Consider the following 17989-nt stretch of genomic DNA (forward strand, 5'->3'; position numbering starts at 1 on the left):
ATTAAAATGGATATCCGATGGCAATATTTAAAACAAGATTATCTTTTCTCCAGCTTGAGTCTCCGAAATTAATTTTATCGAAGGCCCATCTGTCTCCTTTCTGATAGTAAGGAACTCTCAGTGGCATAGCAAGGTCTAGTCTTAGAATCAGGATAGAAAAATCAAGTCTCAGACCCACTCCGGCACCCACCGCAATTTCGTTTAAAAAATCTTTTGAAAATTTAGCCCCAGGCCTCTTATCGTCGTCATGAAGCAGCCAGATATTTCCGGCATCTACAAAAACGGCAGCATTTAAAAATTTATAAAGATTGGCGCGGTACTCCGCATTTAATTCCAGTTTGATATCTCCGGACTGGTCAAAATAAGTACCTGGCTCTAGAGTTCTTGGATCAAAGCTACCCGGTCCTAATGTTCTCGCTCGGAATGCTCTGATACTGTTGCTACCTCCTGAGAAAAACTGTTTGGAGAAAGGAATAAATTCTGAGTTTCCGTATGGATAGGCAATACCTCCAATGAATCTCGTAGCTAGTGAAGATTTTTCAGTGAACTTATGATAGAATCTGAAATCATTTTCAATTTTCACATATTGGCTGAAAGGAATTCCAAATATTTTCTTTTCCTTATCTTTCTTTACATCAGCTCCTGTAGCCAGCCCTGTAATATTTCCTGCCAGATCAAGCGTACCTTTGTAATAAACGGTATTGGTTCTCGGCAGCATGCTATTGGTGTACGTGAAAGAGTAGGTAGGTCCGAAAATTAACTGCCTATCTACAATTCTTCGCATTGCAGGATTAGTGGCAGATATTTTCATGTATTCATCAGTAACATTTGCAGGGGAGACCAGTGTAATATCAATGACCTTCAGTTCATGCTCTTTTCGGGCATTTTCTTTCCACAGGTATCCAAACGAACCGGTGAAGTTATTTAGGGTATAATATTTTGTTCTGTTTTGGAATTCATATCCCAATGTGATATTCGTTCTTGGAACAAATTCACTGGAAGAATGAAAACGGAATGGCGCTACAATTCTTGGAATGGAAAGCTGTACATTGGCTCCCGCACGGAAGATATTATTGGCATCCTGAGAACCTCCCATCTGGAAATCGAAAGCCCCGAAGATAGCTGCTTTGAATTGTTCTGCACCCCTGAAGAAATTTCGGTGGGTCCAGTTCAGATTCAGCTCACTACCCGCGTAGTTGGCGGAATTTGTTCTTCCCAAGGCTTCCAGACGAAGCGATTGGATTTGTCTTGGCGTTAATAAATAATAAGCATCAAACTTATGACTCAGTGAATCTGAAACCACAAATTCATTCTTTACAAATTTGAAAACGCCAAGACTGATTAATCTGTTCAGCGTAAGATTATGATTGGAACGGTTGTAAAGATCTCCTTTTTTGAAATACAAGGCTCTGTCAAAAATCTTCGGTTTGAATTTGTGCTGAGGATCAATGACGTAAATATCATCAAAAGCATATTTGGAAAGAGAATCTTTATTCATAGGAATGCTGTATTTCCCTTCTTTTACATCCTGAATGTTGTAATTAGGGAATACAATAACATTATTAATGCTGAATTGCTGAGTCGCTAAATCAGGTGTATTATCTTTTAATTTTACGTTAAGCTCAACCTTATGATTTTTGCTTACAGTACTGTCTGCCTGTACAATAATGTTATCAGGATGGAAATAATAAAAACCTCTTTCTTTTAACCGGTTATCAATTCTTTCCCTTTCCGCTTTGATGACGTCCAAATCAAATGGATTTCCGTTTTTAAGAAATGTTTTTTTCGTTAAATTCTGAATCTCCTGATTAACAAGAGTAGAATCTTTCTGAAACTTTACCCCGTCAATCAAATATCTGGAACCCGGTCTTACCGTATAAATAACCTGAGCTTTTTTGTTCTTTGAAACCGTATCATAAGAAGCTTTAGCATTGAAATATCCTTTGTTTTCAGAATAATTGACAATGATATCTTTATTGAACTCACGATCTACATCACCTAATAAGACAGGCTTTTCACCTATTTTATATTTAAGCCAGTAGTTAAACCCCTTATCCTTTTTAGGCTCTTTGGCAATATTATAAAAATACAGCTTGGGACGCATTCCCAAAAATGTAGAATTGGGTTTTGGGGTAAGGTTCGCTTCCAGTGCAGCCTGAAGTTCATTTTTTTCTTTCTTTGAAATCGTATCGTTTTCAATCTTTACTTTTGCTCCTGTGTAGAGCATCTGACCTTCTTTCAAAAACCTTGTATTGCTGCATGAAATCACAGTTGATGCCATTCCGGAAACCAACAGATACTTACAATATATATGGAACTTTTTACTCATTATTTAAATTCTACCACTTGGTTATTTTGATTCTTTTTTGGCTTCTTGTCTTTAGATTTCTGGAAGATCTCGCGGAATTTGTCATAGTCTAATGTAATAATGAATCCGACTCCGGTTTCTATAATCTGCCCTTGAAGAGCCACCTGATACTCGTCCTTACGATAAGCACGCAGCATATATCTTCCGTCTTTAGAAAGGCTGTAATCTACAGAAACGTTACCCGCAATATTGGTCATGTTTTCGTTCTGGCGTGCCTGACCTTCCAGCCCGAAGTTACTTCCCACGGTTACTTTCAGTCGGTCATTCAGTAGTTTTTTACTGATATCTACATTCAGATCGGTTCTTGTATTTTTTTGTCCGCTGGAATAATCTTCCGTAGAATCAAGACCGAAATTCAGGTCTACCCCTTTGATCAGACCGGATGCTAGATTGTTTAGCTGTTGAGAAAGAATCTTACTCACACTCTGTCTGGCCATTGTTTCGGCAGACATTCCGGCTCCGCTTTCAAATGGATTTTCCCCGATGAATCGGTTTAGAAGCAATAAAGCAAAAACCTGTTTATTCATTTCAGATTCCTGAGTTCTCAACTGAGCAAGTTTCTGATCAACAATGTCTTTTACATTTGTTGATACAGAGTTATTTTTTTCATCAGTAGTAATATCAAAGGTAAGCAGGGGCTTTAATAATTCTCCCTTCATTTTCAATAATGCATTGAAAGGAATTCTTTGTTTAAACTGATTCATGAGTGAAGCGTTTCCTTCACCACTTACCTGTTGTTCAACAAGATCAATAGGAGCAGCTTCCGTTTTGTAGACCGCCGTAATATCCATTTGAGCCATAGTAGGCTCACCTGTCCAGGTGATCGTGCTGCCTTTCTGAATATCAAATTTACGTTTAAGCAGACTTACAGAAAGATCATAACTTCCTTTTTCCACCTCATAAACTCCTACTAATGTCATTTTTCCGGAAGGATCAATTCCGCCTGTCAATTCTGCTTCTCCCTGTAGTTTTACAAAATCACCATTTACTTTATCAATAATAATAGAGAGTTTGGCTTCTTTGCTGACTTCAATGTTGACACTCACATCCATCCCTTTGATACGGCTTTTGGAGTCGAGAGAATCTGTTTTGATCGTTTTATTTAAAACCACCTGATCCTGATCTACAAACTCTACAATACCATCCCTTTCCTGTAAAGACGGGGAAGATTGAGGAAGAACAAATGTAAAGTCCGTGTTGTCTGCTACATTCAGTTTTCCGTCTACTTTTGGAAGATCCAGGTTTCCACGGATATGAAGCCCGGCATCAATCGCCAGAACACCATACATGATCGCATCATTAGACTTTTCTGAATTGACAACTTTGAAATCTTTTGCATTCACATTCAGATTGAAGGCAAAATCTCTGTAGGTCTGGGTAAGAACCTGCCCGTCCACAACAAGAGCATTGCCGTCTTTATCTTTGATCTTGAATTTATCAAACTCAATCCCTCGGCTCGTAAAGTCTATTTCATCACTCAGATTTCTGAAATCACTTCCTGTTTTTGCGATTTCAAGACCTGCATTATTGAATTTTACTTTTCCTAAAATATTGGGTTTGTCAGCAGTTCCGGTGATTTTCAGATTTCCTGAGAGATACCCTTCCGTATTGGTAATCGCATTCATAGAGAACCCTTGGATGCTCTTCATCTGAAGCTGATTGATCGCCATATTCAGATCAAAAGTGCTTGAAGAGGTATTGTAATCTCCAAGAATTTTTACATCATTGTTATTTCCGGAAAGAGCAATGTCAGCATTTAAAACATTCGGTGAAGCATTGTTCACTTTTACGGCAAGATTTCCAACAGGACTTCCATATACAATTAAGTCTGAAATATTCAGATCAGAATTGAATGTCATTTTTTTGGTGACATCCCGAAGCTGTGCTGTCCCATTAATGGTTCCTCTTGCCAGAACAGTATCTTTTTTAATAAGCTCCGTAATGGTTTCAATTTTAAAATTTTTCAACGAAATGTTCAAAGGACTGCTTGGATTATTGCTTTCCGACTGAATCGCGATTTCACTATTTCCATTAGATAGAATAAAATTATCTGCCAGAATTCCTTTATTACTGATCTGAATTTTGTTGTTTTCCGCAACATTCCAATCCGTATAATTGAGCTTCAATCCGTTCGGATTTAAAGATATTTCTGTAATGTCGTTCAGCGATTTTGCATTTCCTGCAATCAGGAATTGAGTAGCATCTTTCTCGTCTTTTGTAGTAACATTGTATCGGATCGTATTGTCTGCTACATCTCCATCAATGTTTATTTTGTTTAAAGAAAAACTTGAGCTTTTTAAAGCAGCAACATTCAGACTGTACTGCAATGCCTGGTTTTCATTGGTAACTTTTAAAGCTCCTTTTTCAATGGTATTCTCCCCATATAACAATCGCGGAATCTGACCGTCAATTTCAATTTTCTGAGAATCTGCATCATAATTTCCTACCAGATTTATGGTTTCAAAATCTTTCAGATCCGGAACAAATTTTCTGATCAGGTCATCATTTTTAATTTTTGTAGTAAAGGTAAAATGCTGCCCCGGATCAATTTTTTGGCTTTTATCCGGCTTCTGGAACTGATAATACTGATTTATGGTTTTCGTTAAAGCCCCAAAGATTTGGGTAAGTTTATATTTACCTTTCAATTCCACATCTGCCACTTGAGAATTGAAAATAATTTGTGTAGAATCATTGGTAGAGGATGCTTTCAGATTGACTTCCTGTACCGGATACACTTCTTTGGTATCGGAGAAAGCAAAATCTTTAAGGTTTAAATACCCGTTCAGGTTATTCGGATCTAAACTGGTGAAATCACCATCAATTTTTCCGGCAATGATCATTGGTTTTTCGTAGAAGCCAAGCTTGTTGACATCCAGCTTGATGACTTCTCCATTTATTTTTACGGTAGGATTTTTTTCATCATAAACTCCTGAAGCCGTCAATTGTAAACTGGCATTCGGGTCTTTTGAGTCTAAAATTACATGATAAGCACCTTTGTTGATCTTTCCGGTAAGATTCATGTTTTGATAGCGATACCCTTTGTAGACCGCAGAAGCAACATGTCCTTTTAAGTCTGCATTGGCATTTTTAAAATCAAAACTTTCACCTTTTGCTGCAATCTGTGCGGTGATAGGACCAATATCTTTATTCTGAATAATTTTTCCTACCTGTATTCCCTGAAGATTAGCTTTTACATCATATAGCTCATGATTTTTTCTACGCATATCTACTTGAGCGATTACAGCGGCATTTCCGAGAGTGGAGTAGAGATTAAGGTCTGCATTTACCACTTTGGTCGTTCCCTTTGCATTTCCTTTGATGCTGAAATGAGAAGGAAGTGAAATATTGGAAGGTATCGTATTTTTCGGGACAAGATTAAAAATCGTTTTGGCATTGGAAGAAAATTCTCCAATTCTCAGATCATAATACAACTGATCAGGGTTCATTGCATTTTTGATTTTTCCGGATGCCATTACCCTCAACTCGTCCAGCCCTGAAACTTTAAGGTCTTTGATTAAAAGGTCATTTACACTTCCTTTTACATTGGCGTTGACATTTAAAACAGCATTCGGATATTTGTTGAATGGTACTGTATTTTTTAAAGTAGGAACAATATTTAGAATATCAGAGAATCCTATTTTTGAATCTTTTATATTGGCTGAAATCTTTACAGCACCAAGATTTGAGGTTAGCTGATCAATAGAATTGTAGTTTAAAATAACCTCATCACGCAATATTGTTTTAGGAGTTTGCAGATAAAGATCTTTGAGATAAGCTTCCTTTTCTGCATATACAAAATCCGTATTGAATTTCTGAATATCCAACCCTCTTGCCTCGTGAATTTCTGCAGAATTTACGGTTCCTGCAAAAGTATTATTCTCCATTTTGAAACTTCTCACCTCAACATTCATTTTTGAAAAATTAAGGTGGTTGAAATCCATTCCCTGTTTGGTTGGAGCAATAGCGGTATTGTTATAATTTACTTTTACATCATTCAAAACAAGCTTTCCTAAGAGAAGTTTCATCGCCTTATCCTGATCCGAAGCTTTGGAAACTTCTGGCTCTTTTGTCGTTTTCGGATTGGCATTCTGAGCCGGAAGATAAAGATTGGCATTAATATCAGCTCCGGAAAGAAATACATTGGCTACGTTGTAAGCGTTGTTTTCAAGATCAAGCTTATTGACCTTTGTGCTCAGCTCTTTGAATATAACTTTTGCAAATGTTTTGGTATTTTCATCATCGTAATCAATATCGAAATGAGTAAGCTTAATGCCTCTCAAACCAATGTTCATCGGTGTCTTTTTGTTGAGAGAGTCTACTTTTTTCTCAACCTTATTTGCCACTTCTTCTATAAGACCCTGCTTTAGCTTTAGTTTTAATCCGTCAAGATTAATATCATTGACCGCGTAATTATTTTTGGTAAGATCAAAAGTTTTTACCCTGGTATCAAACGATTTAAAATAGAGTTTAATATCATTCTTTGACTGCTGGTCATTGAAGGTAACGCCAATATCTTTTAAATTAATTTTATCCAGAGAAATAATAAATGGCTTAGAAGAGCTTTCTTCCTTATCAGTGGTAGCAAAAGCATCGATGATATAATCAAAATTGAATTTACCATCCTGCTTCCGTACAACATTGGCGCGGGCTCCTTCCATACTCACCGAAGTAATATCTGCCGTAGAATTGATAAGCTTTAGCATATGCAGCCCTACATCCAGTTTTTTGACTGCAAGAAGAGTATCTACGTCTTGTCCTTTCAGATATAGGTTTTCCATCACAAGACTGTTGGGAAATCCTATGTAGACTTTTTCAAGGCTTACCTTGGTTTTGATTTTTTTCTCAAGATAAACAATGAGCTTGTCCTTAATAAAGTTCTGAACGGCTGGAAGTCTTAAGCTTAGTATCAACAGGGTAAGAAGAACCAATATTGAAATAAAGGTTATAACAATACGCCTTAAGAGTTTTGTGGTGTTGATTTTCAGTTTCAAATTCGGTGTGGTTTCTAACAAAGATAATAATACTAAATTATTTTGACTTTGTTGTGGTACCCTTTACGAATGCAAAAATCCTGCCTTGGCTGTCTTTTTATGGAATTTCTAGTTTGTAGTTGTCAAGTGAATAGTTGAGTAAGACAGGCCAAGGCAAGAATTGTTATTGTAAAAAACGCCCCCTTTTTATCATTTTTTGATGTTGAAAAGGTTAGTTAGCAAAAATGAAAATTCAAAAGTTAGTGTAGTTGTAAAGGGGGCGTGGCATGGTTTATATGATAGATAATAATTTTTTTAGTTGTTTCCGTTCTCCCATTTTACTTCTTCTCCCTGTGGGGCAGCACCCCCTTGAGCAGTTGTAATTGGAGCCGTTTCCTGGTTGATATGATAAATATAAGCGGCAATTTTTTCTGCATCTCTTCCTGTAATAGTTCCTTCCTTGATGAAAGGTCTCATGGTAGGATTGTTGGGAGAGCCGTTTTCAAGCATCCAGAAAACATTTTTAAATAAGCTTTTTTCTTTCATGTTGATCCAGTGGGTGTCGGTAAGGTTGGGACCTATACCTCCTTTTCCACCGTCTCCATGGCAGGTAACGCAATTCGTTTTGAAAAGCTCCTGTCCTTCTGCAATATTATCGGCACTGTATTTTGCGGATTCCAGATTGATCTGAGGTGCGGTTTTTTCATACTCCTCGATGGAAGCTAACATGGTTTTTGCTTCTTTCGTATATTCTACTTCCGGATGGGCGTAGTCTGTAAAAGAGAAGGCTAGTAGATACACTGCACAGAAAATACATCCAAACCAGAATAGACCTATCCACCATTTTGGAAGAGAATTGTCAAGCTCTGTAATTCCGTCAAAACCATGGTCGATAAGGATGTCCTTTTCTTCGGTCACAGATTGCTTTTTGAAGGCAGAATTCCATAATTTCTGATAATAAGGAACCTTTTTTTCTGCCAGATATTGTTTTTTCTCTTCTTCTGATAATCGGCTGAAGCTTTCATTTTCCACCAGATCTCCAATCGAGTTCATGATCAGCAGAAGAATAGTGGCAATTAATATCAGTGCCCAGAAAAAAGGGGAAGAGAAATATCCTGAATCTCCGGCGAACATTTCAAAGGCCATGATCGTTAAACCTATCGTTGTTGCGATATATATTGAAATTGGGGTTCTCGTTTTCATTGCAATACAATTTTAAATGTTACTCTACGCTTGCTGTTTGTACCTGTGTTGTTTTAATATCTGTACCTAATCTCTGCAGGTAAGCAATCATTGCTACGATTTCTCTCTGTTCAAGGGGTACATAGGCAGATCCTTTTGCCGTTTTTTCTTTGACCATCTGATCTTTTATATCAATAGCTTCAGAATAGATTCTTTGTACAATAGCCTTGGATTGGTTATCTGCCCATTGGTTGGCAGAATCTATCTGAGCTTTGGTATAGGGTACATCGAAGACATTTTTCATCAGTTTCATTTTATCTACCATCTCGTTTCTGTCCAGCTTATTGGTGATCAGCCATGGGAAACGCGGCATGATAGAACCTGCAGAAGTAATCCTTGGGTTGTACATATGTTTGAAGTGCCATGAATCTGGGTTTCTGCCTCCTTCTCTGTGAAGATCTGGCCCTGTTCTTTTAGATCCCCATAAGAAGGGTCTGTCATATACAAATTCTCCCGCTTTGGAATATTGTCCGTTTTTTCCTTCAAATCTCATTACTTCATCACGGAAAGGTCTGATCATCTGAGAGTGGCAGGCGTTACATCCTTCACGGATATATAAATCTCTACCTTCAAGCTCCAGTGGAGTATAGGGTTTTACGGCTGTAATCGTTGGAACACTTTGCTTCAGTGAGAGCGTCGGAACAATTTCCACCAATCCACCGATTGCTATTGTGATGAAAGCTAATATAGATAGTAGAGTAGGCGTTCTTTCCAACCATAAGTGCACCCCTTCGCCTTCTTTTCTTGAAGTTCCGATATTGGCTAATGCAGGAGCCTCCGCTGGAACTTCTTTCTGGAATGATCCGGCTTTAACAGTTTTGATAACGTTGATCACCATTAAAATCGCCCCTAAAAGATAAAATATACCTCCTAAGAATCTCATTTTAAAGTAAGGAATGATTGCTGTAACGGTGTCTAGCCAGTTTTTCCATAATAAGGTTCCGTCAGGGTTAAACTGTTTCCACATCAATCCCTGTGTGAATCCTGCGATATACATGGGTACAGCATAGAAGATAATTCCTAATGTTCCCAGCCAAAAGTGCCAGTTGGCTAATTTTTTAGACCAAAGGGGTGTTCTCCACATGATCGGAACTAGGTAATATACCACTCCGAATGCCATGAAACCATTCCATCCAAGAGCTCCTAAGTGTACGTGACCAATCACCCAGTCGGTGTAGTGACCAATTTTATTTAATGATTTTGTTGCTAATAAAGGTCCTTCGAAAGTGGCCATACCATAGCAGGTAATAGCGACTACAAAGAATTTTAGAATAGGATTTTCTCTTACTTTATCCCAGGCCCCTCTTAAGGTAAGAAGACCATTCAGCATTCCTCCCCATGATGGGGCAATAAGCATAATGGAGAACCCTGTTCCTACTGCCTGAGCCCATGCCGGTAATGCTGTATATTGCAGGTGGTGAGGGCCGGCCCAGAGGTATACAAAGATCAGCGACCAGAAGTGAATAATGGATAGTTTGTATGAGAATACCGGTCGCTGTGCTGCTTTTGGCATAAAGTAATACATCAGACCTAATACAGGAGTGGTTAATACGAATGCTACCGCATTATGTCCATACCACCATTGTACTAATGCATCTTTTACACCTGCATATACAGAATAAGATTTCCAACTTGTGAAAGATAAAGGAACTTCAAGGTTATTGAAGATGTGAAGCATTGCTACAGCAATCCAGGTTGCCAGATAGAACCAGATAGCTACATACAAATGTCTTACTCTTCTTTTGGCGATAGTTCCAAACATATTGATTCCGAAAATGATCCATGAGAATGCAATTAAGATGTCAATCGGCCATTCATGTTCAGCATATTCTTTTGAAGTATTGATTCCCATAAGGAAAGTAATCACTACGCTGACGATCATAAACTGCCATGACCAGAAATGAATCCATGATAATGTGTCACTGTACATTCTGGTTTTAAGAAGTCTTTGCATACTGTAGTAAGCACCGCAGAAAAAGGAGTTACACACGAAAGCAAAAATTACAGCACTTGTATGGAGCATTCTGATTCTTCCGAAGCCCATCGCTCCCTGAGTATTGATCAGCCCCTGAATATTACCCGAAGCTAAGCTTTTAATAGTTGTATCATCTGTACCGAATAAAAATTCAGGTAATTCAGGATAAAAAAGCATCAGTGCAGCTGTAAGCCCCAGCAGAAATCCTACAAGTCCGAATGTGATAGTCGCATAGAGGAATGCTCTGACAATATTATTGTCATAATTAAATTTTTGCGTCTCCATAAATTCCAATAGTGTTTACCGAAGTGATATTTTCTCTGAAAAAAGGGTTGTTTTTAAGCCTTTTCTATGTTGAAAATAAATATCATGTAACGTGTATAATGTTTTGCCAAAGGTATTTATTACCTTTGTTAGAGGCTAATAGATAATCTTCTAAAATATACCGAAAACTACTAAAACAAAAATGATGAAAGTATGTGGACAAAATATCAGGAAAATACGTAGGGGCAGAGATCTTACGCAGGAATATATGGCTTTTGAAATGGGGATTTCCCAGAAGGCCTATTCCGATATTGAGAATTCCAAGGTGAAGATCAACCTGGAGATACTGACTAAAATATCCAATATTTTAGACATTAAGCCATCCGATATCTGCAGCATTTCGCACAAATGTGGAACAGACGGAAATGAAGATAAGTATCAGAGCCTTTTGGAGTATATGAAAAATAATAATATTGAGATTCCGAAAGAGTTTTTGTAAACTTTAGTTGTACGCTTTACATTCAATATAAGTCATCATAAAATAATGATCTCCTTCAGCTATTGATGGAGATCATCTTTTTTGTACTAAAAAAGAGACAACAACTCGTAAGCTTTATCAATAAGGATATAAAAGAAAAGAGGCCTCTTCTGTTAGGGGGAGCCCGAATTGTCAATTTACCCCATGGAATGTGAATTTCTCTCAAAAGTTTTTATATATTTAGCGACCGAATAATTCATTCAATGAGCAACGAAAATAAAACAGGACAAAACGAGACTTTAGTTAGAGGATTAACAAATCGACACATTCAATTAATTGCCCTTGGAGGTGCCATCGGAACCGGATTATTCCTGGGAATCGGACCGGCTGCAGTATTGGCTGGACCATCAGTAATTTTAGGCTATGCTTTAGCTGGAATTATCGCCTTTTTTATTATGCGTCAGCTTGGTGAGATGGTTGTTCAGGAACCTGTATCGGGAAGTTTTAGTCACTTTGCTTACAAATATTGGGGAAATTTTCCAGGGTTTGCTTCCGGGTGGAACTACTGGATTCTCTATATCCTGGTAAGTATGGCAGAACTTACTGCAATAGGCCATTATATTCATTTTTGGTGGCCTGATATTCCGCTTTGGGTTTCCAGTTTATTCTTCTTTATAGTGATCAATGCACTTAACTTGGCTTCTGTGAAGGTATACGGAGAAACAGAATTCTGGTTTTCCATCATCAAAGTAGTGGCTATTATCGCAATGATTATTTTCGGGATATATCTGTTAATAAGTGGTACAGGAGGAGAAAAAGCGACAATTACCAATTTATGGAATGATGGTGGATTCTTCCCCAAAGGATTATTTAATAAAACAGAAAACGGATATTCGGGATTATTTTCAGCGATGGCAATGATCATGTTCTCTTTCGGTGGATTAGAATTGATTGGGATTACAGCTGCAGAAGCAAAAAATCCGGAAAAAACTATTCCACAGGCTACTAATCAGGTGATCTATAGAATCCTTATTTTCTACGTAGGTGCTTTGGTTATCTTGTTTGCATTAAGCCCTTGGAGAGATATTACAGAAGGATCAAGCCCGTTTGTAATGGTTTTCCAAAACCTGAATGGTCTTGAATTCAGTCTTTTTGGAAAAGTGATTCAGTTCAATACATTAATTGCGAATGTTCTTAACCTGATTGTTTTAACGGCGGCTTTATCAGTGTATAACAGTAGTGTTTACAGTAATAGCAGAATGCTTTTCGGATTGGCTCAACAGGGGAATGCTCCAAAATTCCTGAAAAAACTGAATAAAAACTCTGTTCCTACCAATGCAATCATTATTTCTTCCTGCTTTGCCGGGATCTGTATTATCATCAATAAGCTGGTACCAGAAAAAGCTTTTGAATACTTAATGGCTTTAGTAGTATCTACCTTGATCATCAACTGGCTGATGATATGCTACACCCATTTGAAGTTTAAAAAATCAATCAATGCATCGGGAATTCATTCAAAATTCCCATCTATATTTTATCCTGTATCCAATTACATCTGTATTGCTTTTTTGGTGCTGATTTTAGGATTGATGAGTATTACAGGAATGGAAATTCAGGTGATTCTGATTCCCGTATGGATAGGCTTCTTATTCGTAATGTACAAACTGTACAAACCGAAATAACAATATAAAAACAAATTTAGAGATGTTTTGGAAAGGTGAAAATTAAATGATTTTCACCTTTTTTGTTTTTATTTTCTGTAAATTGGTAGTAAGATATATCGTGAAAATATATCATTTTTTTTCTATCGTTTTGGCTTGTTGAATAACAACTTCTATAGGAGTAATCCGATAGAATTGAAGAATACTTACAGTTGGAAACGGAAGATACTATCATCTGTATTTATTTTCCTTTGCATGAATAGAATGTCAATTTAGGACAAGATTTGTTTTTTTGAGAAACGTAATTTTGCATCATCAAATCATCATAATGATGATGAAACTTCAAAAAAACAAATAGAATGAAAAATATACTTCTCCTCATCTTATTACTCCCTTTTTGTGTCAAGTCACAAATTTCTATTCAGGCTTATGGTGGAAATAAAGAGACTGAACTTCTGGGAATATATAATAAAGATTTCAGTGGCAAGTGGAATTATTTTGCTTCAGGAACTATTAGCTACAACTATGATTCAGGGAAAGTAAGTCCTGAGCTTTATCAGAATCTTAATTATGGAATTATAAAGAACCTGGGTGTTTCTGCAGGCGTTCATATTTCAGAGAAAGACATCATGCCGTCTGTAGGATTGGCGTATGGAAAAGAAAATGATGTTTTCGCCATCAATGTATTTCCTGCATTTACCTATTCTACAGATGCAAAAGAATTCGGACTTGGGCTTTATACTTTATTGGAATATACTCCGAAAATCAATGAAAAACTTAATCTTTACAGCATGTTGATCGTAGAATCCGATTTCAGCTTTAAAGAACATCAGTCCAGCAGTCAGGTTATCCGTTTAGGAATAGAAAATAAGAAAAAAATGCAGTTGGGAATAGGAAGTAATATTTCCCAGACAGGAAGTAGCTTTGAAACCGATGTCAATTTCGGTGTATTTATTGGAAAGAAATTTTAATGATATGAAAAAATTATTCACACTCACTTTTGTATTGAGTTTTATATTAAGTATGGCACAAACAAATTATCATTTTCCCGAAGAATCTTCGCGGCATGAAGGAACTTGGCTGCAATGGCCACATCACTATCAACATGGGATGACGTACCGTAAAAGGGTAGAGCAAACCTGGGTAGATATGACAAAAGCCCTTCAGTCAGGGGAAAAAGTTCACATTATTGCTTATAATACAGAGGAAAAAAATAGAATTATCCGTCTTCTGGAGGAAAATAAAGTTCCAATGAAGAATGTTGATTTCAAAGTTTATCCTACCGATGATGTATGGATCAGAGATAACGGACCTATTTTCGTAAAAGATAATAAAGGAAATGTTGTCATTGAAGATTGGGGTTTTAACGGCTGGGGTGAGAAATTTGATTTTGAAAACTGTGATGCAATTCCACAGAAGCTGGGCAGTGATCTTGGAATAAAAGTAATCGATCTGAATGAAGAAATGGTCAACGAAGGAGGTTCTGTGGAAACGGATGGCAATGGTGTGTTGATGGCTTGTAAAAGTTCAGTAATCAGCCAGAAAAAAGGAGCTACCAGAAACAAAGATATTACTCAGGAAGAAGCTGAAGAAATGTTTGAAACGTACTACGGAGCATCCAAAGTGATTTGGCTGGATGGGGTGACTGGATTGGACGTTACCGATATGCACATTGATGGTTTTATGAAATTTATTAATCATAATAAAATGATTACCATGAATGAAGATGATCTTCTTGAACTTGGGATTTCAGAGAAGGATGTCAATACACTTTATACCGCAACCAATGTAGATGGAAAAGAATATAAAAAAGTATATGTACCTGCTACCAAAAACAAAGTGAAAACAGCGTACGGAAAACAACTGGAAGAAAAAGGCTCTTATGTTAATTATTACGTAGCTAATACCGTAGTACTTGTTCCTAATTATGGAGATCCTAATGATATAGTTGCTAATAAGATTATTCAGGAGCAGTATCCGGATAGAAAAGTGATAGGAATAGATGTAAGAAATCTATATGAAAACGGAGGAATGGTGCATTGCGTTACGCAGCAACAGCCTGCCGGAAACCTAGCAAAATAAATTCATAGAATTAAGTAATTTTTTGTGCATCAGGTGAACTCAATTGATTAGATTGGCTTCATCTGATGCTTTTTTGTGAAAACAACTCTCAGAATCTGGCTCTTTTCTTTGTTTTTTTGTATCTTAGTAAGAGGTTATATTTCAAGTTAAGGTGAAAAATTATCATCTGTTTGAAATCTCCTGCGGGTATGCCGAAAACCGCTATCAAGAGTAGGCAAAATTAAAAAAACACACCTATGGCAAATTTGTTTCAAACGCTTACTAACACGGTAAAGCATTGGTACATTCCATTAATTTTTGGAATCATTTTTCTGATCTGTGGGTTTTATGTATTCAGTGTGCCGCTTGCAACGTATGTAACCCTTTCAATTTTTTTCAGTGTTTCATTCCTATTCTCCGGAATTACGGAAATATTCTTTTCCTTACAAAATAGCAAATCCCTACAGGGCTGGGGCTGGTTTTTAGTCAGTGGATTATTGACTACCGCAATTGGGGTTTATCTTATTGCGAATCCTCAGATTTCGATGACCGTACTTCCATTTGTAATTGGATTTACTTTACTGTTTCGCTCCTTTCAATTGCTGGGTTTTGCTTTCGACCTGAAAAGTATGAAAATAATGAGCTGGGGAAATGTAGCTCTTGCCAGCGTTGGAGGAATTATCTTTTCTCTATTGCTGATATTTAATCCCGTGTTTACAGGAATTTCATTAGTGACCCTCACAGGAGTTTCTTTTATTTTCATGGGAATTGCTTCCATTATGCTCGCGCTGGATTTAAGAAAAATCAAAAAAATCCCTGGAAAAGTAAGTCAGGAATTAAGAGACAGAATCAAATCTATACAGGAGGAGATTGATGATCTGAAAAAATAATAAACCGTATTTTCTGATATAAAAGACCTTGAGAAGGGTCTTTTTTTTTGTATGATATTTTAATACTCCAATTACTATTTCTGGTTACTTATATCCATTGGAATCTTTTGCGACAAGATCTGCCGTTTTGTACCAATATCTTTGCATTTATAGGTGATAAAACTCATATTAAACATCATTAATATAGGTTTTAATACATGTTAATAAGTGTTAAATTTGCACCTGAAAAAACTCAAACTATGAATGGAAGGTTGATTTCAATAGTATCACAAATGTATAAAAGATAACTTTCACTTTTCCAACGTAGAACCTTTAATATCTAAAAGGTTATTGCAATAAAATGTATCAAAGGAAACAATTTCATTAAATTAATGAAACACTAAAAATATGTCTGATAATCTCAGATTGTACTATCGTGAATATGAGATAACATTTTTATCAATGATCTAAAAATAAATAATAAAAACAAAATATTAGTATATAAACTCGATATAGAAAATTTAACTGAAAAAAAATATTATGAAAACAAAATTATTTTCGATGGTCTTATTGGCTTCATCATTTGCCTTTTCACAGCAGGCACAGACATTTTCTGAAGTTACCATACAAAACTATTCTCCTCTTCTGTATTTAAAAAGGAGTGTTAATGATGGAGGATTTATCCGAGGAATTCAAACCCAATACCAAAATGGAGGAAATGGGTGGTTTTTTGGAGATTTGTATGGAACCTATTGGGTGGTTTCTAAAGGAGATCATAATGATGCCAAACTTCTTATTAATGATAACGGAAATGTTGGAATAGGAACAGTAGGACCTTTAAGTAAACTTCATGTTGCAGGAACTATTATGGCAGGAGCAGGTGACTCTGTAACGGGAGTAAATGCATTTTCTATACCATATGCTACTGGCTCAATATGTAACTGGGGATCGCTTCGAAGCACTGGTTCTTCTTATATGAGTTATGGAGTCAAAGCCAGTGGTACAAATGCAGGGTGGCTTTCTAGCAGTGGAGATACCAGCTTTGTAAAAACAGCAATTACGCTTGATGATGGAGGTTTCAGATTATTGGCTTCAACCTCTCAGCAAACAGCGATAGATTCACAAGTTTCGATGCCGGAAATCATGAGAATTTCTAGTGCGGGAAATGCTTTATTACAAGGTAAACTAGAGGCTAAAGAACTGAAAGTAACCTTAACTCCTACAGCTGATTTCGTATTTGAAGAAAACTATGACCTTCCAAAGCTGGAAGAAGTAGCGAAACATATTAAAGAGAAAAAGCACCTTCCTGAAATTGCTTCGGCCAAGATGATGGAAAAAGAAGGTGTAAATGTTGGTGAATTTCAGATTAAGCTATTGCAAAAAATAGAAGAGCTTACTCTTTATTCAATTGAACAAAACAGACAGCTTAAACAACTTCAGAACGAAAATAAAATTTTAAAATCTCAATCAGAAGAAATTCAAGAACTGAAAAGACAGGTTCAAGTACTTTTAAATACAAAAAAGTAAAAAAATGAAAAGAAAATTACTTTCATTATTTTCTCTTTTAATAGGCTTTTTTGGCTTTTCACAAACAGAAGTTTACTTCAAATATGATGAAGCTGGAAACCAAAGATACAGAGGAACTAATGCTGCTGGTAAAAAAGCAGAAGAGATAGCTCCAAAAGAAGCTAAATTACAGGAACAGGCAAAAATAGCTGTAGTTACACAACAAACTTCTGTTATGGATGAAACAGCATTCTGGAAACAAATAAGACTCTATCCAGTTCCGGTAAATGATTATCTGACAATTGACTGGACTGAAGAAGTAGATGGGCTTATAGAATCTGTTTCTCTCTATCAACATAGTACTGTACATTGGAAATTCCAGCAACAGAATATTCCAGAACTGAATCGTCAGGTCAAAATCAATATGACCGGATATGATTGGGGAGTTTATATTCTCCGTTTCACTCTAAAAGATGGAAGAGTCTTTGGTAGAAACGTTACCAAAAGATAGACTTAGAGGAAATTCTTAAAGATAAGAGTATCGGATCATTATTCTTTACTCAGGATATTATTTCTAATTTATTAAACATCATTA

At 36.6% G+C, this 17989-nt stretch carries 11 protein-coding genes; 7 read left to right on the forward strand and 4 right to left on the reverse strand.

Annotated features, from left to right (window positions below; genetic code table 11):
* Position 1 precedes the first annotated feature (1 nt).
* The 4 genes from tamL to ccoN all read right to left on the reverse strand — a co-directional run bounded on the left by tamL (position 2) and on the right by ccoN (position 10840).
* Positions 2-2329 carry a translocation and assembly module lipoprotein TamL gene (gene tamL / locus C1634_RS09635; RefSeq protein WP_109738329.1) on the reverse strand — a complete coding sequence of 776 codons (2328 nt, stop codon included), beginning with the start codon at positions 2327-2329 and terminating at the stop codon, positions 2-4.
* Positions 2329-7359, reverse strand: a complete 5031-nt coding sequence (locus tag C1634_RS09640) for a translocation/assembly module TamB domain-containing protein (protein ID WP_109738330.1) — start codon at positions 7357-7359, stop codon at positions 2329-2331. The genes tamL and C1634_RS09640 overlap by 1 nt, the downstream gene beginning before the upstream one ends.
* Before the next feature lie 294 nt (positions 7360-7653).
* Positions 7654-8541 carry a cbb3-type cytochrome c oxidase N-terminal domain-containing protein gene (locus C1634_RS09645; protein ID WP_109738331.1) on the reverse strand — a complete coding sequence of 296 codons (888 nt, stop codon included), beginning with the start codon at positions 8539-8541 and terminating at the stop codon, positions 7654-7656.
* Positions 8542-8560: 19 nt separating this feature from the next.
* Positions 8561-10840, reverse strand: a complete 2280-nt coding sequence (ccoN, locus tag C1634_RS09650; protein WP_103231903.1) for a cytochrome-c oxidase, cbb3-type subunit I — start codon at positions 10838-10840, stop codon at positions 8561-8563.
* A gap of 181 nt (positions 10841-11021) precedes the next feature.
* Between ccoN and C1634_RS09655 the strand changes: the two genes are divergently transcribed.
* From C1634_RS09655 to C1634_RS09685, 7 genes are all read left to right on the forward strand, one after another.
* Complete coding sequence (locus C1634_RS09655) at positions 11022-11318, forward strand: helix-turn-helix domain-containing protein (RefSeq protein WP_228410048.1); 297 nt, start codon at positions 11022-11024, stop codon at positions 11316-11318.
* Between the two features lie 242 nt (positions 11319-11560).
* Positions 11561-12979: an amino acid permease gene (locus C1634_RS09660; RefSeq protein WP_109738332.1), complete on the forward strand. Its 1419-nt coding sequence runs from the start codon at positions 11561-11563 to the stop codon at positions 12977-12979.
* 338 nt (positions 12980-13317) lie between these two features.
* Entirely contained in the window at positions 13318-13929 is a 612-nt protein-coding gene (locus C1634_RS09665; RefSeq protein ID WP_103231898.1) for a hypothetical protein, read from the forward strand.
* A 4-nt stretch (positions 13930-13933) separates the two neighbouring features.
* Entirely contained in the window at positions 13934-15040 is a 1107-nt protein-coding gene (locus tag C1634_RS09670; protein ID WP_109738447.1) for an agmatine deiminase family protein, read from the forward strand.
* A gap of 236 nt (positions 15041-15276) precedes the next feature.
* A complete protein-coding gene (locus C1634_RS09675) occupies positions 15277-15909 on the forward strand; it encodes an HdeD family acid-resistance protein (RefSeq protein ID WP_103231897.1) in 633 nt (210 codons plus the stop codon).
* Positions 15910-16428: 519 nt separating this feature from the next.
* Positions 16429-17415, forward strand: coding sequence for a hypothetical protein (locus C1634_RS26295; protein ID WP_228410049.1), 987 nt, complete (start codon positions 16429-16431; stop codon positions 17413-17415).
* 4 nt (positions 17416-17419) lie between these two features.
* The gene (locus C1634_RS09685; RefSeq protein WP_103231896.1) at positions 17420-17905 is read left to right on the forward strand and encodes a hypothetical protein; all 486 of its coding nucleotides are present in this window, start codon (positions 17420-17422) and stop codon (positions 17903-17905) included.
* The last annotated feature ends 84 nt before the right edge of the window (positions 17906-17989 follow it).

The organism is Chryseobacterium viscerum, from assembly GCF_002899945.2.
Lineage (GTDB): Bacteria > Bacteroidota > Bacteroidia > Flavobacteriales > Weeksellaceae > Chryseobacterium > Chryseobacterium viscerum.

Excerpts from the sequence above, each read along its gene's own strand:
- C1634_RS09685 (WP_103231896.1), top strand. The coding sequence starts at position 17,420 with ATGAAAAGAAAATTACTTTCATTATTTTCTCTTTTAATAGGCTTTTTT.
- ccoN (WP_103231903.1), bottom strand. The coding sequence starts at position 10,840 with ATGGAGACGCAAAAATTTAATTATGACAATAATATTGTCAGAGCATTC.
- C1634_RS09655 (WP_228410048.1), top strand. The coding sequence starts at position 11,022 with ATGATGAAAGTATGTGGACAAAATATCAGGAAAATACGTAGGGGCAGA.
- C1634_RS26295 (WP_228410049.1), top strand. The coding sequence starts at position 16,429 with ATGAAAACAAAATTATTTTCGATGGTCTTATTGGCTTCATCATTTGCC.
- C1634_RS09670 (WP_109738447.1), top strand. The coding sequence starts at position 13,934 with ATGAAAAAATTATTCACACTCACTTTTGTATTGAGTTTTATATTAAGT.
- C1634_RS09675 (WP_103231897.1), top strand. The coding sequence starts at position 15,277 with ATGGCAAATTTGTTTCAAACGCTTACTAACACGGTAAAGCATTGGTAC.
- tamL (WP_109738329.1), bottom strand. The coding sequence starts at position 2,329 with ATGAGTAAAAAGTTCCATATATATTGTAAGTATCTGTTGGTTTCCGGA.
- C1634_RS09665 (WP_103231898.1), top strand. The coding sequence starts at position 13,318 with ATGAAAAATATACTTCTCCTCATCTTATTACTCCCTTTTTGTGTCAAG.
- C1634_RS09645 (WP_109738331.1), bottom strand. The coding sequence starts at position 8,541 with ATGAAAACGAGAACCCCAATTTCAATATATATCGCAACAACGATAGGT.
- C1634_RS09660 (WP_109738332.1), top strand. The coding sequence starts at position 11,561 with ATGAGCAACGAAAATAAAACAGGACAAAACGAGACTTTAGTTAGAGGA.